This window comes from Nocardioides thalensis (assembly GCF_013410655.1).
GTDB classification, from domain to species: Bacteria; Actinomycetota; Actinomycetes; order Propionibacteriales; family Nocardioidaceae; genus Nocardioides; species Nocardioides thalensis.
Genome location: NZ_JACCFP010000001.1, coordinates 3,499,976 through 3,521,078, shown reverse-complemented (window position 1 = coordinate 3,521,078; position 21,103 = coordinate 3,499,976). Strand labels below are relative to the sequence as shown.

Below are 21,103 nucleotides of genomic sequence, written 5' to 3'. Positions count from 1 at the left end.
TCCGGCCGGGTCGGTCGGGCCGTTCACCGCTCAACCGTGGGATAGCGGGTGACCGCGGTCTCCTTGACCGCGAGCCACACCTCCTGGCCGGGGGTGAGCGCGAGCTCGCGGGTGGCCGCCGGCGTCACGTCGGCCAGGAGGGTCTGCGACTCCGTCGCCACCTGGAGGCGTACGGCGTCGCCGTGCGGCGCCGCGCTGCGCACCGTGCCGGACCACGTGTTGCGGGCCGATCCGTCGGGCCGGTGCCGCGAGACCGTGACCGCCGCGGGCGGGAACGCGCGCAGCTCGTCGCCGTGGCGCACCACGTTGAGCCCGACCAGGCGGGCCACGTGCTCGGTGAGCGGGCGTGCCGCGACCTCGTCGGGCGGACCGCTCTGGACGACCCGGCCCTCGTCCAGGACGACCACCCGGGTGGCAAGCGTCAGCGCGTCGAGGGCGTCGTGGGTGACCAGCAGGGTGACGCCGCGGAACGCGGCCAGGTGCTGCGCCAGCTCGATCCGCAGCTCGGCGGCGACGCCGACGTCGAGCCCGGTGAACGGCTCGTCGAGCAGCAGCAGGTCGGGGTCCGTGACGAGCGCGCGGGCGATGGCGACCCGCTGGGCCTGCCCGCCGGACAGCTTCCGGGGCTTGCGGTCGCCCAGGTGGCCCACGCCGAGGCGGTCGAGCGTCCGCTGCGCCTCCGCCCGGGCCTCCGCAGGTCGAGGAGGCCGTTTGCGGCCGTCACGAGACCTCGCCCGGAGCCCGAAGGCGACGTTGTCGACCGAGGTGAGGTGTGGGAACAGCCGCCGGTCCTGGAACACCACGCCCACCCCCCGCTGCTGCGGTGGGAGTGGGAGGAGGTCACGCCCACCGAGCCGCGCGTGGCCACTCGCCGGGACCAGGCCGGCCAGCGCGTGCACCAGCGTGCTCTTCCCCGCCCCGTTGGGCCCCACCACCGCAACCACGTCCCCCGGGTCGGCCGTGATCTCCGCGTCCAGCCGCCCCGGGACCACCACGTGCGCCTCGAGCCTCATCGCCTCGTGCCTGTCGAACGGGCACACTTCGGTGCGCGAACTGGCAGGGTCCGGGGTCCGAACCGGCAGTCCGGTCGACAAGCGTGCCGACTCGAACCCCGAAAGGTGCCAGTTTGCGCACCGAAGAGTGCCGGTTCGGCGGTCACGCGGTCACCAGCCAACGGTCGCGGAGGGCGACGAGGACGCCGACCGAGACGACGAGCATCACCAGGCTCAGGGCGAGGGCGGCGTCGGCGTCGGCCTGGCGCTCGGTGTAGATCAGGGTCGGCATCGTCTGGGTGGTGCCGGGGTAGTTGCCGTTGAACGTGATCGTCGCGCCGAACTCGCCGAGCGAGCGGGCCCAGCCCAGCACCAGCCCGGCGGCGATGCCGGGCAGTGCGAGGGGCACGGTCACCCGGCGGAAGGTGAGCCAACGGCCCGCTCCCAGGGTCGCGGCCGCGGCGTCGTACTCCACCCCCGCGGAGCGGAGCGCCCCCTCGATGCTGATCACGACGAACGGCAGGGCGACGAAGACGTGCGCCAGCACGACGCCCCAGGTCGTGTAGGGGAACGCGAAGCCGGTGACGTCGAGGATCGGCTCGCCGAGCAGCCCGGATCGGCCGAACGCCGTGCGCAGAGCGATGCCCGCCACGACCGGCGGCAGCACCATCGGCACGATCACGAAGGCCCGGACGATGCGGCGGCCGCGGAACTCGACCCGGGCCAGCACCCATGCGAGCGGCAGCCCGAGCAGGCAGCAGGCGAGCATCGCGACGGTCGAGGTCGCCACCGACAGCCAGAGGGCGTCGCGCAGCGCCTCGGAGGCGAGCAGGTCGGGCAGGGCGGCGAGGTCGGTGGCGGCGACCATCGCCAGCAGGGGTACGACGAGCACCGCCAGCGCGAGCGCCGCCGGGAGCATGAGCGCGACCGGCGCCCGGCCGAGCGGGTCGCGGGTCATGGCAGGCCGAAGCCCGCGTCGGCGAGCACCGCCCGTCCGGTCTCGCCCAGCACGAGCAGCAGGAACTCCTGGGCGAGCAGCTCCCCGCCGCCAGGGCTCGCGTCCTCGTCGGCGACCATGACCGTCGGCGTGCCGATCAGGTAGGTCGCGCGGTGCTGGGCGCTCCCCGGGATCCGCACCGTCGTCACGTCGTCGCCCGCCGACCGGGCGTCGCTCGCGTAGACGAGCGCCGCGTCGGCCTCTCCGGCGACGACCTTGTCGAGCGTTGTCCGCGCGTCCTCCTCGAGGCTCGCCGGCTCGGCGTCGAAGTCGTTCGCCGCGAGTACGGCGACCGCGACCTTCCCGCACGGTGCCTCGTCGGCGCACCGGACCCAGGTCGCGCCGTCGAGGTCGTCGAGCGACGTGATCCCCGCCGGGTTGGCGTCCGGGGTCACCAGGACGAGCTCGTTGGACGCGAAGGGCCCGTAGTTGCCGATGGCCCCCGCCTCGACGGCGATCGTCATCGACTCCCGGTCGGCGGTGGCCAGCACGTCGACCGGCGCCCCGTCGGCGGCCTGCTCGGCGAGATCGGTGCTCGAGCCGAACACCAGCTCCACGTCGACGCCCTCGTGCTCCGCCTCGAAGTCCGCGGCGAGCTCCTCGAACACGTCGGTCAGCGACGACGCCGCCAGCACGGTGAGGGTCGTCCCCTCGTCGCCGTCGCCATCGGTGCCGCCCCAGCCGCAGCCGGCGGGCAGGAGCAGGAGCGCGGCGGCGGCCGCGGCCGCCGTACGCCTCATCGCGGACGCTCCACCACGACCGACGTCGACTTCACCGACGCGATCGCGCGGACCCCCGGCTCCAGCCCGAGCTCGGTCGCGGCCTCGGCGCTCATCAGCGAGACGATCCGGTAGGGCCCGCAGACCATCTCGATCTGCGCCATCACCGTGTCCTTCGTGACCCGCGTGACGATGCCGGACATCCGGTTGCGCGCGCTGACCGATCCGGCACGCGTGCGCTCGCGGTCGGCCTCGTCGACCAGCGACGCCGCCAGCTCGGCGAGCGCCGGGCCGTCGACGACCGTGCGACCGCCCTCGGTCGTCGCCTCCAGGCGACCGGCGTCGACCCAGCGGCGCACCGTGTCGGAGCTGACGCCGAGCACGTCGGCGGCTTCGGCAATCCGGTACTTGCTCACGCTGGAAGCCTGCCGCACCTGCGCCAAAAAGTCACGAGAGTTACCGCATCTGCGACCCACGCCTGCCGCTTCCGGGTGGTCCGCGCTCGTCTGGGAGGATGGGGACGTCATGAGCGAGACGACCACCCAGCCGCAGGAGCCGACGGGCCGGCCCGGCAAGTACCAGCGCTCCGCCGGTGGCCTCGTCGCCGCCCTCGTGCTGACCGCGGTCGCGGTCGTCGTGGTGATGTGGGTGCTGGGGCTGTTCCGCAACGACCTCGAGATCGACCCGGAGGAGGTCGATTACCTCGACGTCGTCTCGGGTCTCCAGCAGGCGGGGGAGGAGCCGGTCTACCCGGCCTCGCTGCCCGACGGCTGGATCGCGACGGAGGCGATCGTCCCGGTCGAGGAGGGCGGCGGCTTCGAGCTCGACCTGCTGCGCGACGACGAGGACGCGTTCATCGGGATCCGGCAGGCCGCGGGGGTCTCGGCGACCGGGCTGCTGACCCAGTACGTGGAGGAGGACCCCGACAAGCTCGTCGAGGGCGAGTCGATCGAGGTCGACTCGGTCGCCCCGGAGTGGCAGACCTGGACCGACGAGGGCGGCGACACGGCGTACGTCGCCGAGCTGGGCGCCGGCCGCCGCGCCGAGACGGTCATCGTCTACGGGTCCGCGTCCGCTGCGGAGCTGCAGCGCGTGATGGAGCTGCTGACGACCGAGCCGGTCGACGGCTAGCCAGTCCGCTCGTCAGTCCTCTGCTCCGTCGTCGGCCTCGATCACCGCGTCGAGCCGCTCGCGCGCGCCGTCGAGCCACTCCTGGCAGATCGTCGCCAGCTTCTCGCCCCGCTCCCACAGCGCGAGCGACTCCTCGAGGGAGGTCCCGCCGGCCTCGAGCTGGCGGACCACCTCGACCAGCTCCTCGCGGGCCGCTTCGTAGGACGGTCGCTCGTCGTCGGTCTGCTCAGACATCGATCTCCTCGGTGCTGGTGGTGGTCACGTGGATCCGGCCGTCGGCGACGCGCACGCGCAGGGGTGCGCCGTCGCCGACCCCGGCGACGGACGTGACGACGTGCCCGTCGGCGTCCTGGAGTACGGCGTAGCCGCGGCGCAGCGTCGCGAGCGGCGAGAGCGCCCGCGCCCGGGCGCGGTGGTGGTCGATGTCGTCGGCGGCCCGGTCGAGCCGGTGGCCGAGCGTGCGGCGCATGCGCTCGCGGAGGCCGAGCAGCTCGTCGTCGCGCTGGTCGAGCAGCGAGCGCGGGTCGGCGAGCGCCGGTCGCGAGCGGAGCGCGTCGAGCCCGGCCTGCTCACGGGCCAGCCAGGCCTCGAGGGCGCGACGCAGCCGGTCGCGTGCCTGCGCGACGCCCGAGCTCTCGCTGACCACGTCGGGGACGATCAGCTTCGCGGCGTCGGTGGGCGTGGACGCGCGCACGTCGGCGACCAGGTCGAGCAGCGGCTGGTCGGGCTCGTGGCCGATCGCGGAGACCACCGGCGTCCGGACCGCCGCGACCACCCGGATCAGGCCCTCGTCGGAGAACGGCAGCAGGTCCTCGACCGAGCCGCCGCCCCGCGCGACGACGATGACGTCGACCGACTCGTCGGCGTCGAGCCGGCGTACGGCCTCGATCACCTCGGCCGCGGAGCGCGGGCCCTGCATCGCGGCGTACCGCGTCTGGAAGACGACGCCCGGCCAGCGACGCGAGGCGTTGTCGACGACGTCGCGCTCGGCGGCCGAGCCGGGCGCCGTGACCAGGCCGATCGTGGCCGGCAGGAACGGCAACGACCGCTTGCGGGCCGCGCTGAACAGGCCCTCGGCCGCTAACAGCTGGCGTCGCTGCTCGAGCCGGGCGAGCAGCTCGCCGAGGCCGACCATCCGGATGTCGCGGGCGTAGAGCGAGAGCGTGCCGCGGTTGGCGTAGAACGACGGCTTGGCGTGGATGACGACGCTCGCGCCCTCGGTCACGGGCGTCGGCAGGCTGTCGAAGAGCACCCGGGAGCAGGTGACGGTGATCGAGATGTCGGCGACGGAGTCGCGCAGGGTGAGGAAGACGGTGCCGACGCCGGGCCGCCGGTTGACCTGGGCGACCTGGCCCTCGACCCAGATCGCGCCGAGCTTGTCGATCCAGCCGGAGATGGCGTTGGCGACCTGCCGGACGGGTGCCGGCTTCTCGAGGGAGGTCTCCATGGCCACGCGGGTGACCCTATTTGATCCCGGCGACACCGATGAGAACGGGCGCGGCCGGGTGTCGAATCCGGCAACCGCCGTTCGACGTGGGGGGTGAGGCGGCCACCCCGGCCGCACCCCGACCTCAGGAGCACACGATGTCCGACGTCATCACCGACTACTTCACCAAGGCGCAGCCGTGGCAGCGCGACGTGGGCGAGCAGCTGCGCGAGCTCGTGCACGCGGCGGTGCCCGGCGTGGAGGAGCGGCTGCAGTACGGCAAGCCGCACTTCCTCAAGGACGGCCACTACGCGGCCGTGATCCACAACGCCAAGGACAAGGTCACCTTCATGGTCTTCAACGCCACCGAGGTGGACGGCGACGGCTGGCGCTCGCTCGGCAAGGGCGACCGCAAGGCGGCCGAGTTCCGCGAGGGGCAGTCCGTCGACGTCGGCGAGCTGGCCGGGGTGCTGGCGACGACCACCGCCACCCTCTGACGTCGGTCAGCCCGTGCCGCCGAGGTGGGCGTGCACGAGCGGTACGACGCCCGCCCCCTCGCCGCTGGCGGTGGCCACCCGCTTCATCGAGCCCGAGCGGATGTCGCCGACGGCGAAGATGCCGGGAACGGTCGTGCACAGGCTCGGGGGCGGCACGCCGTCGACCCACGTCTCGGCCGGAACCGAGCGCCCGGTGAGGACGTACCCCTTGTCGTCGCGCGCGATCCCGTCGGGCAGCCAGTCGCTGCGCGGCTCGGCACCGAGCAGCAGGAACAGCCCGGCCGCGGCGGTCGTGTCCTGGCTGCCGTCGCGGCGGTCGCGCAGCGTCAGCCACTCCAGCCGCCCGTCGCCGCCGCCGTCGACCACCTCGGTGAACGGCCGCACCGACACCCGGTGGTGGTAGCTGATCTCCTTGATCAGGTACGTCGACATGGTCGCCTCGAGGCCCTCGCGCCGTACGGCGATCGTCACCGACCGCGCGAAGCGGGCCAGGTGCAGCGCGGCCTGCCCGGCGGAGTTGCCGCCGCCGACGACCACGACGTCTCCGCCCTCCATCTCGCGGGCGACCGACATCGCGCTGCCGTAGTAGACGCCGCGGCCGACCAACGCCTCGAGGGGGTCGACGCCGAGCTTGCGGTAGGTGACGCCGGTGGCGAGCACGACGGCCCGGGCGCGGACGTCGCCGCCGGCGGTGTGCACCGTGTGGGGCGCGCCGTCGGCGCCGGGGGTGAGGCTCTCGACCTCCCAGCCGGTGAAGAAGCGGGTGCCGAACCGCAGCGCCTGGATCCGCGCCCGCTGCGCGAGCCGCATCCCGGAGACGCCGCGCGGGAAGCCGAGGTAGTTGCGGATCATCGAGCTGGTGCCCGCCTGGCCGCCGATGGCGTCGGACTCGACGGTCACCGTCATCAGGCCCTCGGAGGCCGCGTAGACGGACGCCGCGAGGCCTGCCGGCCCGGCCCCGACGATGCAGACGTCGACGACGGTGTGGGCTCCCTCGGGGTCGAGCGAGTCGGGGCGGCCGTAGAGAGCGGTGGCGACGTCACGCGCGCCGGCGGGCGTGCTGAGGCCGTTGCGCGAGCTGAGGAACAGCGGCAGCCTCGGCTCGCTGCCCTGCTCCTCGCGCCAGCGCGCGATCAGCGCCTGCCCAGCGGGCGAGTCGGGAGCGTGCAGGCCCGAGGCCAGCCCGATCCGCTCGAGGTAGTCGCGGATCTCGCGCACCACGAGGTCGTCGGGCGTCCCGACGATCTCGGCGGGCGTCACGACCGGCGCCCCGACGGTCGAGCCCCAGTCGGAGAGCAGCTCGCACACGGCGCCGTGGAACTCCTCGTCGCGGACGCCGCGCGGCATGAGCAGGTAGGCGTCGTACTTCCCGGTGACCATGCCGCTGCGCAGCTCGTCGGCGTCGGCGAGGAAGTGGTCCCAGTGGGCGGCGATCAGGCGCCGGGCGGTCGGTACGGCGACCCGCAGCCGGTGCAGGGCCGCGAGGATCGGGCCGTCCGGCAGCCGCGACTCGGTGACGAACAGGGCGATCTGGTGTCCGGCGGCGGTCAGCTCCTTCGCGAGCGCCTCGGCGTCGGCGGCCGAGGTCGCCGTACCGATCTCGTAGTCACGCGCGTAGCGACCGAACTCGTCGCGGAGGAACTCGCACCGCTCCTCGGAGACGAGCACGATGGCGGGCCGGGGGGCGGCGGGCTCTGCGTCCACGAGGGGAAGTATGACGCGCCGGCGCCGCCGAGGCACGAGCCCCGGCGGCGCCGGTCCTACCCCTCGTTCCCCTGGTGGTTCAGCCGGACTGCGCCTCCGACTTCACGGTCTCGGCGGAGGACTGTCCCTCCTCCTTGACGTGCTGCGCGGCGTCGGCGCCGGTGGACTTGATCTCCTCGGCGGCCTGCTGCGCCGAGTCCTGGAGATGGTCCTTCATCTCCTGGCCCGCGGCCTTCGCCTCGTCGACGAGGCCGGAGTCCTTCGCCGCGTCGACGGCGCGCTGCGCCGCCTGGGTCTCGCGCGCGCTCGCCGGCAGCAGCGACGACAGGAGCATGCCGGCACCGAAGGCGACGGCGCCCGCGACCAGTGGGTTGCCCTCGGTCTTCGACTGCACGGTGCCGACCGCCTGCTGCGCCGTACCGCTCACCGAGTCGCCCACCGACCCGGTCGCCGACGCCGCACGGTGCTGGGCATCGGACGCGCTGCCCATCACCTTGTCGCGCACCGACGTCAGCTTGCCCTTCGCGGCCTCGGTGCGGCGGTGCACGACCCGACTCGGGCTCACCTTGTCGCTCAGCTCGTCGAGGTCCCGGGAGAGGGAGCTGCGCGTCGCTGCGATCTCCCGCTCCCTCATCGTCAGCTCTTCTGTGCTCGTGCCCACTGGACGTCCTCCTTCAATGAGTGCTGCGTGACCGGGAGCTGCGGTTCCGTCTGCTGGATCTCCTTCTTGCCGCGCAGGGCCAGGACCGCTGCCGTCGCCGCCCAGACGAGGGCAACGATCAGCGCGGCGAGCTCCACCGGCATCCAGTTGTCGAGCAGGTACGTCGCCGCGAGCGAGAGGAACAGCAGGGTGAGGAAGCCGGCGACGCCGGCACCCCCGAACATCCCGGCTCCCTTGCCGGCGCGCGTCGCCTGTTGCTTGAGCTCCGCCTTCGCCAGGTCGATCTCCTGGTGGACGAGGGTGCTCATGTCGTGGGTGATGTCCCCGACGATGTCGCCCAGCGACCGGGTGGTCGTGCTGTCCGTGTCCGCCCCCGCCGCCGGGTCGCGGTGGTCGTGGAGGGTCATCGCCAGCCCCCTGCCTCGGTGGACTCCGGGGCCGGAGGACGCGATCCGTAGCCGGCCTCGGGACCGGACGCCGGGCCCGAGATCGGGTCGCCGGTCGCGGTGCCGGCCGCGGACGGAGTGTCGTACGCCGACGGCGTGGCCGGCGTGGCCGGCGTCGCCGACGTGCTCGGCGGTGGCGGTACCGGCGCCGACCCGGATGCGCTCACCTGTGTGGTGCTGCCGTTGCTCGACGTGGCCTCCTTGGCGCCGCGGGCGAGCCGCCCGGCGACCAGCCCGGCCGCGAGGGCGCCGAGGAGGAACGTGCCGGGGTGCTCGCGGGCGTATGTGCGCACGCCGTCGAGGAGCTCGCTCGGCTCCTTGCTCTCGAGCTGGGTCGAGAGCGACTTGGCGCGCTGGGAGAGCTCGCCAGCGAGCTCGGCGGCGAGGCCGGAGCCGCTCGTGGCCATCCGGTCGAGGTCGTCGCCGAACGTGCGGACCGTCCCTGCGAGCCGGTCCTTCTGGACCCGCGACTGCTGCTCGACCTCGGCGGTCGCGTCGGAGAGCAGGTTGCGGGCCTGGGTGGTGGCCTCGGAGGCCACGTGGCGAGCCTCGTCGCGAGCGACGCCGGCGACCCGCTTGCCTTCCTCGGCCGCGGTGCCCGCCGCCTGCTGGGCCGTCTCCTTGGCGCTGGTGTCCTGGCTCCCGTAGGCCGTGGTCGGGCTGCCGGGACTCTGCGGGTGATGCGTGGTCGTCATGCTTCCCCCAATGTCGTCGTGTGTGTTCATCGCCCGGTACCCCGGAACGCCCAGCACATATCGACGACGACCCCGGGCTCGGGCGTGTCGCCAAACGGGCGCCGCACTGGGTCGGGGATGGGAGAGTGGCGCCGTGTCCAGCGTTGCCGGAGCCCTGGTGGTGGGCGAGACCCTCGTCGACGCGGTGGTCGCGCCCGACGGCGCGATCACCGAGCGACCGGGCGGCAGCGCGGCCAACGCCGCCGTCGCGCTCGCGCGGCTCGAGCGGCCGGTCCGGCTCGCGACGGCGTACGGCGACGACGCGCGGGGTCGCCTGCTCGACGCTCATCTCGCGGCCGAGGGCGTCGCGCCGGCCGGCGACCCGCACGCTCTCGACCACACGTCCGTCGCGACCGCGCGGATCGGTGACGACGGCGCGGCGACGTACGACTTCGACGTGACGTGGCGGCTCGGCCCGGTCGCCGCCGGCGCGCCGCACGTCCTGCACGTCTGCTCCCTCGCACCGGTGCTGCCGCCCGGCGCCGACGACGTGCTCGCGCTGGTCGACGAGGTCCGCTCCCGCACGACGGTCACCTACGACCTCAACGCACGCCCCAGCCTGACCGGCACCGGCCGCGAGGTCGTCACCCGGGTGCAGGCGATGGTGCGGCGCACCGACCTGGTGAAGGCGTCCGACGAGGACCTGCTCGCGCTGTGGCCCGACCGCTCCGTCGAGGAGTCCTCGGTCGCCCTCCTCGGCCTGGGACCGGTGGCCGTGGTCGTCACGCGGGGGGCGGACGGCGCGACCTGGCACGTCGCCGGCGAGGCCGGCGTAGGAGCGGGAGCTGTCGACTCCGAACCGGTCGACGTCGTGGACACGATCGGGGCGGGCGACACGTTCGGCGCCGGCCTGCTCGACGCGCTGTGGCCGGCGCTCGGCGCGGGCGGCCGGGCTCGACTCGCGGCGCTCGACGCCGACGAGTGGTCGGCCGCGCTGCGGCATGCCGCGCGGTGCGCTGCCGTCACCGTGAGCCGGCCCGGAGCGGACCCGCCGCGGCGCTCGGACCTCCCGGCCACGTCCGAGGCCTGAGTCCCCTGCGAGACTGGACCGGTGCGGATCCGGATCGACCTCGCCTACGACGGCACCGACTTCCACGGGTGGGCGATGCAGCCGCACCTGCGGTCGGTGCAGGGCGAGCTGACGGCCGCGCTCCACACTGTGCTGCGCCTGCCGCCGGAGACCCTGCGCGTGGTGTGCGCGGGCCGCACCGACGCCGGCGTCCACGCCCGCGGCCAGGTGGCGCACTGCGACCTCCCCGACGGCGTCGACGTCGAGCCCGAGCGGCTCGCACGCCGCGTCAACGGCGTCCTCCCGCCGGACGTCCGGGTCCACCGGGTCGCCGCGGCGCCGGACGGGTTCGACGCCCGCTTCGCCGCGCTGTGGCGGCGCTACGCCTACCGGATCGCGGACCACCCCGACGTCGTCGACCCGCTCCGCCGCCGCTACGTGCTCACCCACCCGCGGCCGCTCGACCTCGACGCGATGAACGCGGCCGCCTCCCACCTGGTCGGGCTCCACGACTTCGCTGCGTTCTGCAAGCGACGAGAGGGCGCGACGACGATCCGCACCCTGCTCGACCTCGACTGGAGCCGTGACGCCGACGGCGTCGCCGTCGGGCGGGTCCGTGCCGACGCGTTCTGCCACTCGATGGTCCGCGCGCTCGTCGGCTGCCTGATCGCCGTCGGCGAGGGGCGGCGCGACCCGGCCTGGGCGGGGGAGATCCTCACCGCGCAGCAGCGCGACCCGGCCGTGGTCGTGGTCCACGCGCACGGCCTGACGCTCGAGGAGGTCGCCTACCCAGCCGACGCCGAGCTCGCCGCGCGGGTCGAGCAGACGTCGGCGATGCGCACGGCCCCGGAGCCGGAGACGGCCGGATGACCGACGACCACTACTTCTCCGCCGACCCGTCGGTCCCGTTCGAGCGGGCCCCGGTCACGGCCGACGTCTGGGGGCACGAGCTCGCGATCGACAGCGGCACCGGTGTCTTCGCCAAGGGCCGCCTCGACATCGGCACGTCGGTGCTGTTCCGCGAGACCGATCCGCCCCACGGCGGGCGGATCCTCGACCTCGGCTGCGGGTACGGCGTGATCGGCCTCGCGTGCGCTCTCGCGGCCCCGCACGCGCAGGTCACCGCTGTCGACGTCAACCGCCGCGCGCTGCTCCTCGCCCGCGAGAACGCGGAGCGGCTCGGCGTCGGGGAGCGGTTCACGGCTCTGCACCCCGACGAGGTCGACGCGGCCTGGGACTACGACGAGATCTGGTCGAACCCGCCGATCCGCATCGGCAAGGCCGCGCTCCACGAGCTGCTGCTGACGTGGCTGCCCCGCCTCGCCCCCGGTGGTCGCGCGGTGATGGTGGTCGGCAAGAACCTCGGCGCCGACTCGCTCCAGCGCTGGCTCGGTGAGCAGGGCTACCCGACGCACCGGCTCGCGAGCGCGAAGGGCTTCCGGGTGCTGGAGACCCGCACCGCGAGCTGAGTCGTCTAGCCTCCCGGCATGGCGACCGAGCTCATCGTCCGCGGCGCGTTCAGCGCGTTCCAGCCACCCGAGCGGGGCACCGTCCGCGCCCAGCTCGGGTTCGAAGGCCCGCAGATGCAGCCGGTCTACGAGCGGGTGGTGCGCGACCTGGAGGCCGTGAAGGCGTCGGTCGCCGAGCTGCACGACCCGGACAACGGGCCGGTCACGTGGTGGTCCACCCAGCACGTGCGCACCTGGGCGCAGCGCCCGTGGAACCAGGACGGCAAGGTGCTCCCGCTCGTCCACCACGCCAGCGTCGGCGTCGAGGTGAAGTTCCGTGACTTCGCGGCTCTCAGTCGCTGGGTCGGCCGCCACGTCGAGCGGACCGCCGGCTTCACCCTCGACGGCGTCACCTGGGCGCTGACCGAGAAGCACCGCCAGGAGCTGGTGCGCACGGTCCGCGCGAGGGCGGTGCAGGACGCCGCCGCACGTGCGCAGGAGTACGCCGACGCGCTCGGCCTCGGCAAGGTGCGACCCGTGGCGATCGCCGACGCGGGCATGCTCGGCGAGGGCCTCCACCCCCACGGAGGCGCCGAGGCGGCGTACGCCCGCGCCGGCAAGGCCGGGGGCGGCGGCGAGCTCGAGCTCGCGCCGGAGGACATCGAGGTCTCGGCCTCGGTCGACGCGCGGTTCGTCGCTGACTGAAGGGCCCGGCCGCTACGGCGTGATGCGGGTCGCGACCAGCGCGGCGGCCGTGGGGTCGTCGACCGGCGCCCGCTTCCAGACCTGCAGCAGCACCTGCGCCGCTTGCCCTTCCAGCGTCGCCACGGGGCCGGCGTTGCCGACGACAACCGGGTCGGCCTCGACGTCCGTCGCGACGAGCCGGAGCGTCCCCGGCAGCGGCTCGGTCCTGCCGAGCCGAACCTGGCGCGGGTAGAAGACGCTCGCCACCTCCTCGACTCCGTCCCAGGCGAGCTCCGGCGCGATGCTCCACGCGTCGGAGCGTCCCTGCGAGGACAGCGCGTCGTAGAGGTGCATCGTCGTCTCGTGCACCTGGCGTCGGCGCCAGAACCCGGCCGCCTGCTCGGGCCCGAAGGTCCACGCCGGCGCGTCCGGCGCGCTCGTCGCGAGCACCTCGAGCAGGTGGGCGGCCGCCTTGCGATAGCCCGGCACGAGCGTCTCCCGGTCGAGCCCGCCCGGGGCGGGGTCGCCGTGCGGGTTGCCGTCCGTGACCGCGTGCGCGGCCCACAGGTGGGTCCAGCGGAGGTGCTCGCCGAGGTCGGCGAGCGTCCAGCCCGGGCACGCCGGCACGTCGGCCGAGAGATCGCCCTCGTCGAGCACGCGGGCGAAGTCCGAGGTCGCGTCGTCGAGCAGCCGGATCCAGTCCATGGCGGGATCGTCGCAACGGTTGCCGCCGTGCGGCAGCGGTTTCGCGGTCGGCGTACGTCGAGATGCTGCCACGCTGGTCGCTGCCGGTTCGCAACACGATCGGCGGACCGAGCGTCGTACGAGTGTGGAGGCAGTGGTGACCGAGCAGGCCGGGACGGCCGTGCCCGCGTTCGACGACTGGGTCGCGGCGCGCGGCCCGGCGCTGCTGCGGCTCGCGTTCGTGCTGACCGGCAACGCCGCGGACGCCGAGGACGTCGTGCAGGACGCGCTGTCCCGTGCGCTGCCGCGCTGGGACCGGATCACGCAGGCCGACGACGTCGACGCCTACGTCCGCCGGATGGTCGTCAACGCGCACCACTCCTGGTGGCGAAAGTTCCGCAGGCGCGAGTCGCCTGCCGCTGACGTGCACACCGGTGAGGTGGTGGACGGTCCGGGCGGCGGCACGCAGCATGACGAGCGGCAGCGCCTGTGGGCCGCCTGCCAGGCGCTGCCCGAGGCGCAGCGGACGGCGGTGGTGCTGCGCTACTACGAGCAGCTCGAGTACGACGAGATCGCCGCGCTGACAGGCGTCCGTGAGGGCACGGTCCGCTCGCGGGTGTCGCGCGGCATCGCCGTGCTGCGGGAAGGGTGGGGAGGCCGCGATGAGTGACTTCGACGAGCAGCTGCGAGCCGCGCTGGAGCGCGGGGCCGGGGACGCGCCGGGGACCGCCGGCCTCGCCGACGGCGCCCGCCGGCGGCTGAAGGTACGGCGCCGCCGTACCGCCGTGGCGGGAGCCGCTGCCGCCGTCGTGGCGGTGGTCGTGCCGACCGCCGTGATCGCGAGCGGCGGGGACGGCCAACGCCCGCAGCCGGTGGGCCCGACCCCTGGTCCGGAGTGGTACCAGGAGATCGAGGTGACCTGCGTCGACGGCTGGAGCTGGCCGGTGGCGGCGATGGCGGACGGGTCCGGAGGAGAGGTCGACGAGGGCGAGGTCCGGGCGGCATTCGCGAACCTGCTCCACGAGGCGCCGATGGACGCGCCCGAGGCCCTGCGCGAGCACGGGTTCGAGGACGTGCCCTACGTCGTGCTCGCCGGTGACGACGAGGAGGCCGTCGTCGGGGTCGGGGAGTGGTCGGTCGACGGACCGGGCGAGGACGGCGACTACGTGCAGCTCCAGCGCAAGGACGCCGACCTGCATGTGACGTCCTGGGGCGACTGTCGCGACCTGTCTGTCGCCCTGCCCGACGGGCGTGCACAGGTCGAGGTCAGCGCTCCGAAGGACGGCGTCGACCCGGCGGCCACCGAGGTCACTGTGCTCGTCAACGAGAGGCAGTGCTCCAGTGCCCGCGACCCGCGGCCTCACCTCGACGAGCCCGTGATCTCCGAGCACGACGACCGGGTGCTGGTCACGATGTCGAGCCAGGCGATCGTCGGTGGAGCGCACTGCATGGGCAGGGCACCCGTCCCCGTCACGCTCCACCTCGACGAGCCCCTGGGTGACCGCGAGCTCTACGACGCCGGCACCTGGCCGCCCACGCCGATCAAGGTGGCCGACGAGCAGGTGATCGTCGAGCGTGGCGTCACCGTCGGGAGAGTGCCGGCCGACTGGCGTGAGTTCACCTGCGTCTGGGACGACGAGGACGGCGGGACGTTCCAGGTCTACGGACCGGAGGAGGAAGATGCCTGCGCCTACCGGACCGCACTCGCGTTCTACGGCGCCGCCACGTTCGATCCGGCCCACGGCCCGGGCGAGGTAGTCCGCGACGAGGGCGAGGGGTTCACGACGTGGGGCGGGTTCGTGTACTCGGCCGACCAACGGACAGCGGTGTGGGTGGTGACACCCGAGCGCGCGCTGACCGAGGCGATCCTCGAATCCGTCGACGCGCCCGGCTCGTCGCACCGGGACAAGGCGGCCTCTCTTCCGTGCGACCCCGGCATGGGTGAGCCGCGCCCGAGAGAGGGATGCCCCGACCCCAACCCCGACATCGGCTGGCTCCTGATGGACCGAGCCGGGGTGACATGGTTCGATCCCGGCCGGTCGGGCACCGACGGCGAGCGGATCCGCGTCGAGCTGCCGGCGGTCTCCGCCTGCAGCGGCGTGATCACGGTCGGTTACCGCGTGCCGCTCGGCGACCACCTGGTCGACTGCGGTGCTTTCCGCGAGGTGCTGGACGAGAGCCCGGGTCTCAAGATCCCTGTCGCCGTCTGGAGCGGCAGCGGCGTACCGATCCTCCAGCTCTCCGAGCTCTATCGTCCCTGATCGCCGAGTCGGCTGGGTGAGAGTGACCCATGGACCACTCTCACCCGGCCGACCGGGTCAGGCCTTGATGAACCGCAGCAGCACCTCGTTGACCTCGGCGGCGTGGGTCCACAGCAGGCCGTGCGGCGCACCCTCGATCTCGACGTACTCGGCCTCGGGAAAGGCCTCGTGGAACGGCCGTCCGGTGGCGTCGATCGGCAGGATCCGGTCCGCGCCGGGGTGCAGGATGAGCGACGGCTTCCCAGCCTCGCGGACGGCCGCGACGTCAGCGCGGAAGTCCTCGAGCCAGGCGGGGACGACGGCGTACGCCGCCACGGGCGCGCTGCGCGTCGCGGTGTTCCAGCTGGCGGTGACGACCTCCTCGCTGATGCGGCTGCCGAGGTTCTCGTCCAGGTTGTAGAAGTCGCTGTAGAACTGCGTGAACCACGCGTACCGGTCGGAGCGCGCGGCGTCGACGATGCTTTCGAAGACGTCCTGCGGGACGCCCGTCGGGTTGTCATCGGTCTGGAGCAGGAACGGCTCCAGTGATGCGAGGAAGGCGAGCTTGGCGACCCTGTCGTGCCCGTGGTTGCGGACGTAGCGGGCGAGCTCGCCGGTGCCCATCGAGAACCCGACGAGGATCACGTCCCGCAGGTCGAGGGCCTCGAGCACGGCGTTGAGGTCGGAGGCGAAGGTGTCGTAGTCGTAGCCGGTGCCGACCTTGGAGGAGTCTCCGAAGCCGCGCCGGTCATAGGTGATGACGCGGTAGCCCGCGTCGACGAGCTCCCGAGACTGGAGCTCCCAGCTGTTGCCGTCCAGCGGGTATCCGTGGATCAGGACGATCGGCTGTCCCGCGCCCTTGTCCTCGTAGTGCAGCTCGATGTCGGTGCTGTTCTCAGTGCCGACCTTGATGAAGCCCATGGTGGATCCCTCTCTTGTCGAGTCGCAGCGAGAACGATCGTTCTCGCCATGTCGGCTATAGTAGAGAACCAGCGTTCTCAAATCAAGGGATGGCGACAATGGCCGTTGACGAGCACACCGCACGGGAGGTCGTGGTGCGTGCAGCTGACGAGCTCTTCTACGCACGCGGCGTGCAGGCGGTAGGGATGGACGCGGTCCGCACGGCTTCCGGACTCCCGCTGAAGCGGATCTATGGACTCTTCGCCTCCAAGGACGAGCTGGTGCTGGCCGTCCTGGCCTACCGCCGGTCGCTCTGGGAGACCGGCCTTGCCGCGGCGACCGAGCGGGCCGCCGATCCGCGGGGTCGGGTGCTCGCCGTGTTCGATTTCCTCGACGAGTGGTTCCGGGAGCCGGACTTCCGGGGGTGCGGCTTCGTCAACATCTACGGCGAGCTCGGCGCCTGCTCGGGCGAGGTCGCCGATGCGGTGCGGAGGCAGAAAGAGCACTTCCAGGACCACGTTCGGCGGATGGTCGAGGAGGCCGGATTGCCAGCGTACGTCGCACCGCAGGTCGCCCTCCTCGCCGAAGGAGCCCAGACGACGGCGGCGATCTCCGGGTCGCCGGAGGCGGCACGCCAGGCGCGTGCCGCGGCAGAGACTCTGCTTGACGCGGCGGGAACCAGCTAATTCGGTCGCCCCGACCGGAGCCCTGACGGACAATCGTCCCTTGTGGGTCATGTAGAGGTCACCGGCGTCCGGTTCGAGCTGCCCGACGGTCGGGTGCTGCTCGACGACGTCTCCTTCCGCGTCGGCGACGGGCAGAAGGTGGCGCTCGTCGGCGCCAACGGCGCCGGCAAGACGACCCTCCTCAAGATCGTCACGGGCGAGCTCACGCCGCACGCGGGCGCGGTCACCCGCTCCGGCGGGCTCGGGCTGATGCGGCAGATGGTCGACCGCGACCTCGGCACGGAGCCGACCGTCGCGGACCTGCTCCTCAGCCTGGCGCCGGCGCGCGTCCAGAAGGCGGCGAAGGAGATCGACCGCTGCGAGCTGGTGCTCATGGACACCGAGGACGAGGCCACCCAGCTGGCGTACGCCGCCGCGCTCGCGGACTACGCCGACGCCGGCGGCTACGACCTCGAGGTCACCTGGGACGTCTGCACCGTCAAGGCGCTCGGCGTGCCCTTCGACCGCGCCCGCCACCGCGAGCTGCGCACCCTCTCCGGCGGCGAGCAGAAGCGCGTGGTGCTCGAGTACCTGCTCGCCGGCCCCGACGAGGTGCTGCTCCTCGACGAGCCCGACAACTTCCTCGACGTGCCCGGCAAGATCTGGCTCGAGGGCCGGATCGCCGCGTCGGACAAGACGATCCTCTTCATCAGCCACGACCGCGAGTTGCTCGCCAACGCGGCCACCCGCGTCGTCACCGTGGAGCTCGGCGCCGGCGACGGCGGCAACCAGGTGTGGACCCACCCCGGCGGCTTCGCGAGCTATCACGAGGCGCGCAAGGACCGGTTCCTCCGCTTCGAGGAGATGCGGCGGCGCTGGGACGAGGAGCACGCGAAGCTCAAGGCGCTGGTGCTGCGCTACAAGACCAAGGCCGCCTACAACGACGGCCTCGCGTCGCAGTACCAGGCCGCGCAGACGCGCCTGCGCAAGTTCGAGGAGGCCGGCCCGCCCACCGAGCAGCCGCGCGAGCAGCAGGTGAAGATGCGCCTCCAGGGCGGTCGCACCGGCAAGCGCGCGATCGTCTGCGAGTCGCTGGAGCTGACCGGCCTGATGCGGCCGTTCGACCTCGAGGTCTGGTACGGCGAGCGCGTGGCCGTGCTCGGGTCGAACGGGTCGGGCAAGTCCCACTTCCTCCGCCTCCTCGCAGGCGGCGGCAGCGACCCCGACGTCGAGCACCGGCCGGTGGACGACGTACGGGTGCAGCCGGTGCTGCACGCCGGCATCGCCAAGCTCGGCGCCCGGGTGCGCCCCGGCTGGTTCGTGCAGACGCACGAGCACCCCGAGCTGGTGGGCCGCACGCTGCTGGAGATCCTGCACCGCGGCGACGGCACGCCCAACGGCCGGCAGGGGATGGGTCGGGAGCAGGCGAGCCGGGTGCTCGACCGCTACGAGCTGAGCGCGTCGGCGGAGCAGAAGTTCGAGTCGCTGAGCGGCGGCCAGCAGGCCCGGTTCCAGATCCTCCTGCTCGAGCTGTCCGGGGCGACGCTGCTGCTGCTCGACGAGCCGACCGACAACCTCGACGTCGCCTCCGCGGAGGCGCTGGAGGCGGGGCTCGAGGCGTTCGACGGCACCGTGGTCTCGGTGACCCACGACCGCTGGTTCGCCCGGGGGTTCGACCGGTTCCTCGTCTTCGGCGCCGACGGCAACGTCTACGAGTCAGACGTCCCGGTGTGGGACGAGAAGCGAGTGGAGCGCGTCCGATGAGCGAGCTGCGGATCCGCGAGGTCGACCCGGCCAGCGATGCCGAGATCCTCGCCTGGCAGGAGCTGGCCAACGACCACATGATCGCCATCCGCGAGGCGCTCGGGTTCGTGGAGGGTGCCCGGACCGTCGAGCTCCAGAAGAGGACCGCATGAGCGCCATGACCACCGACCTCGTGATCCGCCCGGTCGATCCCCGTGACGAGGACGCCATCCGCGCCTGGACCGCCCTGTCCACCGCGGTCGTCGAGCACGAGATCGGCGACTCCGGCGCGATGTGGACCGCCCCGGAGATGATCGCCGTGCTCCAGAACCCGCCGAACAACCGGCACGAGCTGATCTTCAACGGCACCGTCGACGGCGAGCTGGTGGCGACGGGCTGGATCACGCTGCCCCAGCTCGACAACCTCCGGTCGGCCGACCTCTACCTCGGCGTGCGCCCGGACCACCGTCGGAAGGGGTACGGCACCCAGGTGCTCGCGCTGCTCGAGACGGTCTGCGCCGAGCACGGCCGCACGATCCTCTCGGCGCTGACGGACTGGCCCTACGACGGCAGTCCCGACGGGACCGGGGCCCCCGGCGTCGAGTTCGGCAAGGTCCACGGCTTCGAGTTCGCGCTGGGCGACGTACAACGCGAGCTGCCGCTGCCGGCTGACGAGGTCCGGCTCAAGGAGCTCGCCGCCGAGGCGGCGCCGCACCACTCCGACTACGAGCTGCGGAGCTGGACCGGGCCGGTGCCCGACGACATCGTGCTCAGCTACCTGGAGCTCTCGGCGACCTTGGCGACCGAGGCGCCGACGGGGGACCTCGAGGTCGAGAACGCCGCGGTCGACGTCGAGGCGCACCGCAGCGCCGAGCGCGTGCTGGCCGAGCAGCAGCGGACGCCGTGGCACACGGTCGCCCTCGACCGCGACGGTCGGGTCGTGGCCTACAGCGACCTGATCGTCCCGGCCACCGATCCCAAGTGGGTCTTCCAGTGGGGCACCCTCGTCGCCAAGGAGCACCGGGGCCACCGGCTCGGCCTGGCGGTGAAGGTCGCGAACCTCCTCGCTCTCCAGGCCGCGGGCGGCCTCGACGGCCGCCGGGTCGTGACGTGGAACGCCGAGGTCAACGAGCACATGATCGGCGTCAACGAGCGGATGGGGTTCATCGCCATGGCTCGTGGCGGAAGCCTCCAGAAGAAGCTCGAGGAGTAGGCCGGCGGGACCGCGTCAGTCGGAGCCCAGCTCGAGCTCCGTGGTGCGCTCGTCCTCGCCGCGGAGGTAGGTCACCTCGACGGTGTCGCCCGGCCGGTAGGACCGGACGGTGACGACGAGGGAGTCCGAGCCGGTGATCGCGGTGTCGTCGATGCGGGTGATGATGTCGCCCTCCTCGAGGCCCGCCTCCTCGGCGGCCGAGCCCTCGGTGATCCCGCGGACCTGGGCGCCGTCGAGCACTGGCGCGTCGGGGCCGACGTCGCTGACCTCGATGCCGAGACGTGCGTGGGTCGGCTCCTCGCCCGCCCGCAGCTGGTCGACGATCTCGCGGATCTCGTCGATCGGGATCGCGAACCCGAGCCCGATCGATCCCGTCCCGCCCCCCAGCGACGAGCCGGCGGTCTGGATCGAGGCGTTGATGCCGACCAGGTTGCCGTCCATGTCGACGAGCGCGCCGCCGCTGTTGCCGGGGTTGATCGCCGCGTCGGTCTGGATCGCCGGGTAGGCCGTGACGTTGCCCTCGGAGTCCTGACCGACGTCGACCGGCCGGTCGAGGGCGCTGACGATGCCGCTGGTCACCGTGGCGTCGAGGCCGTACGGCGAACCGATCGCCACGACCTGCTCGCCGACGTCGAGGTTGTCCGACTTGCCGATCGTGATGGGCGTGAGGCCGGAGACGTCCTCCGCCTGCACGAGCGCGGTGTCGGTGATCGGGTCGGTGCCGACGACGGCCCCCTCGGCGTGGGTGCCGTCGTTGAAGGAGATCGTCACCTCGGCGTCCTCGACCTGCGCCTCGCCGCCGAGCGACACGACGTGGTCGTTGGTGAGGATCAGGCCGTCCTCGCTGAGGATCACGCCCGACCCACTGCCGCCGGCGCCGCCGGCCCGCACGTCGAGCGCCACCACCGACGGCAGCACGGAGGCCGCGACCTCCTCGACGCTGCCGTCGGGCGCGTCACGGTCGGGGGTGTCCGCGACGTTGAGCGCGCCCGCCGTACCGTCGCCGACCGAGCCGCTGCCACCGGAGTCGCCGGACATCGCGTCCCACGCCGCGGCGCCCCCGAGCCCCGCCCCGCCACCGACCAGGAGCGCGCCGGTGAGGACCAGCGCGGACAGGCCGGTCCGCTTCGGCGCGCGCGGTGGGGGCGGCGGGGCGAAGGGCGAGGGCGGTGCGGGGGGCGTGGTGGGCGGGTACGTCGTGCTCATGCCA

At 73.2% G+C, this 21,103-nt stretch carries 25 protein-coding genes; 12 read left to right on the top strand and 13 right to left on the bottom strand.

Features of this window, described 5'->3' with window-relative positions:
- Positions 1 to 23: 23 nt before the first annotated feature.
- The 4 genes from HNR19_RS17110 to HNR19_RS17095 form a co-directional block, all read right to left on the bottom strand.
- The gene (locus HNR19_RS17110; RefSeq protein ID WP_179669037.1) at positions 24 to 1,013 is read right to left on the bottom strand and encodes an ABC transporter ATP-binding protein; all 990 of its coding nucleotides are present in this window, start codon (positions 1,011 to 1,013) and stop codon (positions 24 to 26) included.
- Positions 1,014 to 1,155: 142 nt separating this feature from the next.
- A complete protein-coding gene (locus tag HNR19_RS17105; RefSeq protein ID WP_179669036.1) occupies positions 1,156 to 1,950 on the bottom strand; it encodes an ABC transporter permease in 795 nt (264 codons plus the stop codon).
- Positions 1,947 to 2,729, bottom strand: coding sequence for a molybdate ABC transporter substrate-binding protein (gene modA, locus HNR19_RS17100; RefSeq protein WP_179669035.1), 783 nt, complete (start codon positions 2,727 to 2,729; stop codon positions 1,947 to 1,949). Before modA ends, HNR19_RS17105 begins: the two co-directional genes overlap by 4 nt.
- A complete protein-coding gene (locus HNR19_RS17095; RefSeq protein ID WP_343047249.1) occupies positions 2,726 to 3,124 on the bottom strand; it encodes a TOBE domain-containing protein in 399 nt (132 codons plus the stop codon). The genes modA and HNR19_RS17095 overlap by 4 nt, the downstream gene beginning before the upstream one ends.
- Positions 3,125 to 3,233: 109 nt before the next feature.
- On the opposite strand from HNR19_RS17095, the gene HNR19_RS17090 reads away from it, so the two are divergent.
- Entirely contained in the window at positions 3,234 to 3,839 is a 606-nt protein-coding gene (locus HNR19_RS17090; protein ID WP_179669033.1) for a DUF4245 family protein, read from the top strand.
- A 12-nt stretch (positions 3,840 to 3,851) separates the two neighbouring features.
- On the opposite strand, the gene HNR19_RS17085 is transcribed toward HNR19_RS17090, so the two are convergent.
- On the bottom strand, positions 3,852 to 4,073 hold the full coding sequence (locus tag HNR19_RS17085; RefSeq protein WP_179669032.1) for an exodeoxyribonuclease VII small subunit: 222 nt from the start codon (positions 4,071 to 4,073) through the stop codon (positions 3,852 to 3,854).
- Positions 4,066 to 5,292, bottom strand: coding sequence for an exodeoxyribonuclease VII large subunit (gene xseA / locus HNR19_RS17080; protein WP_179669031.1), 1,227 nt, complete (start codon positions 5,290 to 5,292; stop codon positions 4,066 to 4,068). Before xseA ends, HNR19_RS17085 begins: the two co-directional genes overlap by 8 nt.
- Positions 5,293 to 5,423: 131 nt before the next feature.
- Here xseA and HNR19_RS17075 point away from each other — a divergent pair, with 131 nt between their 5' ends.
- Positions 5,424 to 5,762 (top strand): DUF1801 domain-containing protein, encoded by a 339-nt coding sequence (locus HNR19_RS17075; RefSeq protein WP_179669030.1) that lies wholly within the window; start codon positions 5,424 to 5,426, stop codon positions 5,760 to 5,762.
- 6 nt (positions 5,763 to 5,768) lie between these two features.
- On the opposite strand, the gene HNR19_RS17070 is transcribed toward HNR19_RS17075, so the two are convergent.
- The 4 genes from HNR19_RS17070 to HNR19_RS17055 form a co-directional block, all read right to left on the bottom strand.
- Complete coding sequence (locus HNR19_RS17070; protein WP_179669029.1) at positions 5,769 to 7,466, bottom strand: FAD-dependent oxidoreductase; 1,698 nt, start codon at positions 7,464 to 7,466, stop codon at positions 5,769 to 5,771.
- Positions 7,467 to 7,545: 79 nt separating this feature from the next.
- The gene (locus HNR19_RS17065) at positions 7,546 to 8,100 is read right to left on the bottom strand and encodes a DUF3618 domain-containing protein (RefSeq protein ID WP_179669028.1); all 555 of its coding nucleotides are present in this window, start codon (positions 8,098 to 8,100) and stop codon (positions 7,546 to 7,548) included.
- A gap of 2 nt (positions 8,101 to 8,102) precedes the next feature.
- Positions 8,103 to 8,534, bottom strand: coding sequence for a phage holin family protein (locus HNR19_RS17060; RefSeq protein ID WP_179669027.1), 432 nt, complete (start codon positions 8,532 to 8,534; stop codon positions 8,103 to 8,105).
- Positions 8,531 to 9,268, bottom strand: a complete 738-nt coding sequence (locus tag HNR19_RS17055) for a hypothetical protein (protein WP_179669026.1) — start codon at positions 9,266 to 9,268, stop codon at positions 8,531 to 8,533. The genes HNR19_RS17060 and HNR19_RS17055 overlap by 4 nt, the downstream gene beginning before the upstream one ends.
- A 133-nt stretch (positions 9,269 to 9,401) precedes the next feature.
- Here HNR19_RS17055 and HNR19_RS17050 point away from each other — a divergent pair, with 133 nt between their 5' ends.
- Genes HNR19_RS17050 through HNR19_RS17035 form a run of 4 tightly spaced genes read left to right on the top strand, consistent with a single transcriptional unit; the run spans position 9,402 to position 12,469 of the window.
- Positions 9,402 to 10,337: a PfkB family carbohydrate kinase gene (locus HNR19_RS17050; RefSeq protein WP_343047248.1), complete on the top strand. Its 936-nt coding sequence runs from the start codon at positions 9,402 to 9,404 to the stop codon at positions 10,335 to 10,337.
- A gap of 21 nt (positions 10,338 to 10,358) precedes the next feature.
- Positions 10,359 to 11,186 carry a tRNA pseudouridine(38-40) synthase TruA gene (truA, locus tag HNR19_RS17045; protein WP_179669024.1) on the top strand — a complete coding sequence of 276 codons (828 nt, stop codon included), beginning with the start codon at positions 10,359 to 10,361 and terminating at the stop codon, positions 11,184 to 11,186.
- Positions 11,183 to 11,785, top strand: coding sequence for a class I SAM-dependent methyltransferase (locus HNR19_RS17040; RefSeq protein WP_179669023.1), 603 nt, complete (start codon positions 11,183 to 11,185; stop codon positions 11,783 to 11,785). The genes truA and HNR19_RS17040 overlap by 4 nt, the downstream gene beginning before the upstream one ends.
- 18 nt (positions 11,786 to 11,803) lie before the next feature.
- Entirely contained in the window at positions 11,804 to 12,469 is a 666-nt protein-coding gene (locus tag HNR19_RS17035) for an SIMPL domain-containing protein (RefSeq protein ID WP_179669022.1), read from the top strand.
- A gap of 12 nt (positions 12,470 to 12,481) precedes the next feature.
- On the opposite strand, the gene HNR19_RS17030 is transcribed toward HNR19_RS17035, so the two are convergent.
- The gene (locus HNR19_RS17030; RefSeq protein WP_179669021.1) at positions 12,482 to 13,153 is read right to left on the bottom strand and encodes a maleylpyruvate isomerase family mycothiol-dependent enzyme; all 672 of its coding nucleotides are present in this window, start codon (positions 13,151 to 13,153) and stop codon (positions 12,482 to 12,484) included.
- A gap of 136 nt (positions 13,154 to 13,289) precedes the next feature.
- On the opposite strand from HNR19_RS17030, the gene HNR19_RS17025 reads away from it, so the two are divergent.
- Both HNR19_RS17025 and HNR19_RS17020 read left to right on the top strand, forming a co-directional pair.
- Complete coding sequence (locus tag HNR19_RS17025; RefSeq protein WP_343047247.1) at positions 13,290 to 13,802, top strand: SigE family RNA polymerase sigma factor; 513 nt, start codon at positions 13,290 to 13,292, stop codon at positions 13,800 to 13,802.
- The gene (locus HNR19_RS17020; protein WP_179669019.1) at positions 13,795 to 15,393 is read left to right on the top strand and encodes a hypothetical protein; all 1,599 of its coding nucleotides are present in this window, start codon (positions 13,795 to 13,797) and stop codon (positions 15,391 to 15,393) included. The genes HNR19_RS17025 and HNR19_RS17020 overlap by 8 nt, the downstream gene beginning before the upstream one ends.
- A gap of 57 nt (positions 15,394 to 15,450) precedes the next feature.
- Here HNR19_RS17020 and HNR19_RS17015 read toward each other — a convergent pair whose 3' ends face one another.
- On the bottom strand, positions 15,451 to 16,293 hold the full coding sequence (locus tag HNR19_RS17015; protein WP_179669018.1) for an alpha/beta fold hydrolase: 843 nt from the start codon (positions 16,291 to 16,293) through the stop codon (positions 15,451 to 15,453).
- Between the two features lie 98 nt (positions 16,294 to 16,391).
- Between HNR19_RS17015 and HNR19_RS17010 the strand changes: the two genes are divergently transcribed.
- The 4 genes from HNR19_RS17010 to HNR19_RS16995 are packed head-to-tail and all read left to right on the top strand — an operon-like array spanning position 16,392 to position 19,893.
- A complete protein-coding gene (locus HNR19_RS17010; RefSeq protein WP_179669017.1) occupies positions 16,392 to 16,958 on the top strand; it encodes a TetR/AcrR family transcriptional regulator in 567 nt (188 codons plus the stop codon).
- A 42-nt stretch (positions 16,959 to 17,000) separates the two neighbouring features.
- Positions 17,001 to 18,701 (top strand): ATP-binding cassette domain-containing protein, encoded by a 1,701-nt coding sequence (locus tag HNR19_RS17005; RefSeq protein WP_179669016.1) that lies wholly within the window; start codon positions 17,001 to 17,003, stop codon positions 18,699 to 18,701.
- A complete protein-coding gene (locus HNR19_RS17000; RefSeq protein ID WP_179669015.1) occupies positions 18,698 to 18,853 on the top strand; it encodes a hypothetical protein in 156 nt (51 codons plus the stop codon). Before HNR19_RS17005 ends, HNR19_RS17000 begins: the two co-directional genes overlap by 4 nt.
- The gene (locus tag HNR19_RS16995) at positions 18,850 to 19,893 is read left to right on the top strand and encodes a GNAT family N-acetyltransferase (protein ID WP_179669014.1); all 1,044 of its coding nucleotides are present in this window, start codon (positions 18,850 to 18,852) and stop codon (positions 19,891 to 19,893) included. The genes HNR19_RS17000 and HNR19_RS16995 overlap by 4 nt, the downstream gene beginning before the upstream one ends.
- A gap of 15 nt (positions 19,894 to 19,908) precedes the next feature.
- Here the strand turns inward: HNR19_RS16995 and HNR19_RS16990 are convergent, their stop codons facing one another.
- Positions 19,909 to 21,099, bottom strand: a complete 1,191-nt coding sequence (locus tag HNR19_RS16990) for a S1C family serine protease (protein ID WP_179669013.1) — start codon at positions 21,097 to 21,099, stop codon at positions 19,909 to 19,911.
- Positions 21,100 to 21,103: the final 4 nt, after the last annotated feature.

Coding starts and splice junctions, on each gene's coding strand:
- HNR19_RS17065 (WP_179669028.1), bottom strand. CDS start 8,100: ATGAGGGAGCGGGAGATCGCAGCGACGCGCAGCTCCCTCTCCCGGGAC.
- HNR19_RS17030 (WP_179669021.1), bottom strand. CDS start 13,153: ATGGACTGGATCCGGCTGCTCGACGACGCGACCTCGGACTTCGCCCGC.
- HNR19_RS17015 (WP_179669018.1), bottom strand. CDS start 16,293: ATGGGCTTCATCAAGGTCGGCACTGAGAACAGCACCGACATCGAGCTG.
- HNR19_RS17110 (WP_179669037.1), bottom strand. CDS start 1,013: ATGAGGCTCGAGGCGCACGTGGTGGTCCCGGGGCGGCTGGACGCGGAG.
- HNR19_RS16990 (WP_179669013.1), bottom strand. CDS start 21,099: ATGAGCACGACGTACCCGCCCACCACGCCCCCCGCACCGCCCTCGCCC.
- modA (WP_179669035.1), bottom strand. CDS start 2,729: ATGAGGCGTACGGCGGCCGCGGCCGCCGCCGCGCTCCTGCTCCTGCCC.
- HNR19_RS17000 (WP_179669015.1), top strand. CDS start 18,698: ATGAGCGAGCTGCGGATCCGCGAGGTCGACCCGGCCAGCGATGCCGAG.
- HNR19_RS17090 (WP_179669033.1), top strand. CDS start 3,234: ATGAGCGAGACGACCACCCAGCCGCAGGAGCCGACGGGCCGGCCCGGC.
- HNR19_RS17075 (WP_179669030.1), top strand. CDS start 5,424: ATGTCCGACGTCATCACCGACTACTTCACCAAGGCGCAGCCGTGGCAG.
- HNR19_RS17105 (WP_179669036.1), bottom strand. CDS start 1,950: ATGACCCGCGACCCGCTCGGCCGGGCGCCGGTCGCGCTCATGCTCCCG.
- HNR19_RS17040 (WP_179669023.1), top strand. CDS start 11,183: ATGACCGACGACCACTACTTCTCCGCCGACCCGTCGGTCCCGTTCGAG.
- HNR19_RS17035 (WP_179669022.1), top strand. CDS start 11,804: ATGGCGACCGAGCTCATCGTCCGCGGCGCGTTCAGCGCGTTCCAGCCA.
- HNR19_RS17020 (WP_179669019.1), top strand. CDS start 13,795: ATGAGTGACTTCGACGAGCAGCTGCGAGCCGCGCTGGAGCGCGGGGCC.
- HNR19_RS16995 (WP_179669014.1), top strand. CDS start 18,850: ATGAGCGCCATGACCACCGACCTCGTGATCCGCCCGGTCGATCCCCGT.
- HNR19_RS17085 (WP_179669032.1), bottom strand. CDS start 4,073: ATGTCTGAGCAGACCGACGACGAGCGACCGTCCTACGAAGCGGCCCGC.
- HNR19_RS17055 (WP_179669026.1), bottom strand. CDS start 9,268: ATGACGACCACGCATCACCCGCAGAGTCCCGGCAGCCCGACCACGGCC.
- HNR19_RS17010 (WP_179669017.1), top strand. CDS start 16,392: ATGGCCGTTGACGAGCACACCGCACGGGAGGTCGTGGTGCGTGCAGCT.
- HNR19_RS17060 (WP_179669027.1), bottom strand. CDS start 8,534: ATGACCCTCCACGACCACCGCGACCCGGCGGCGGGGGCGGACACGGAC.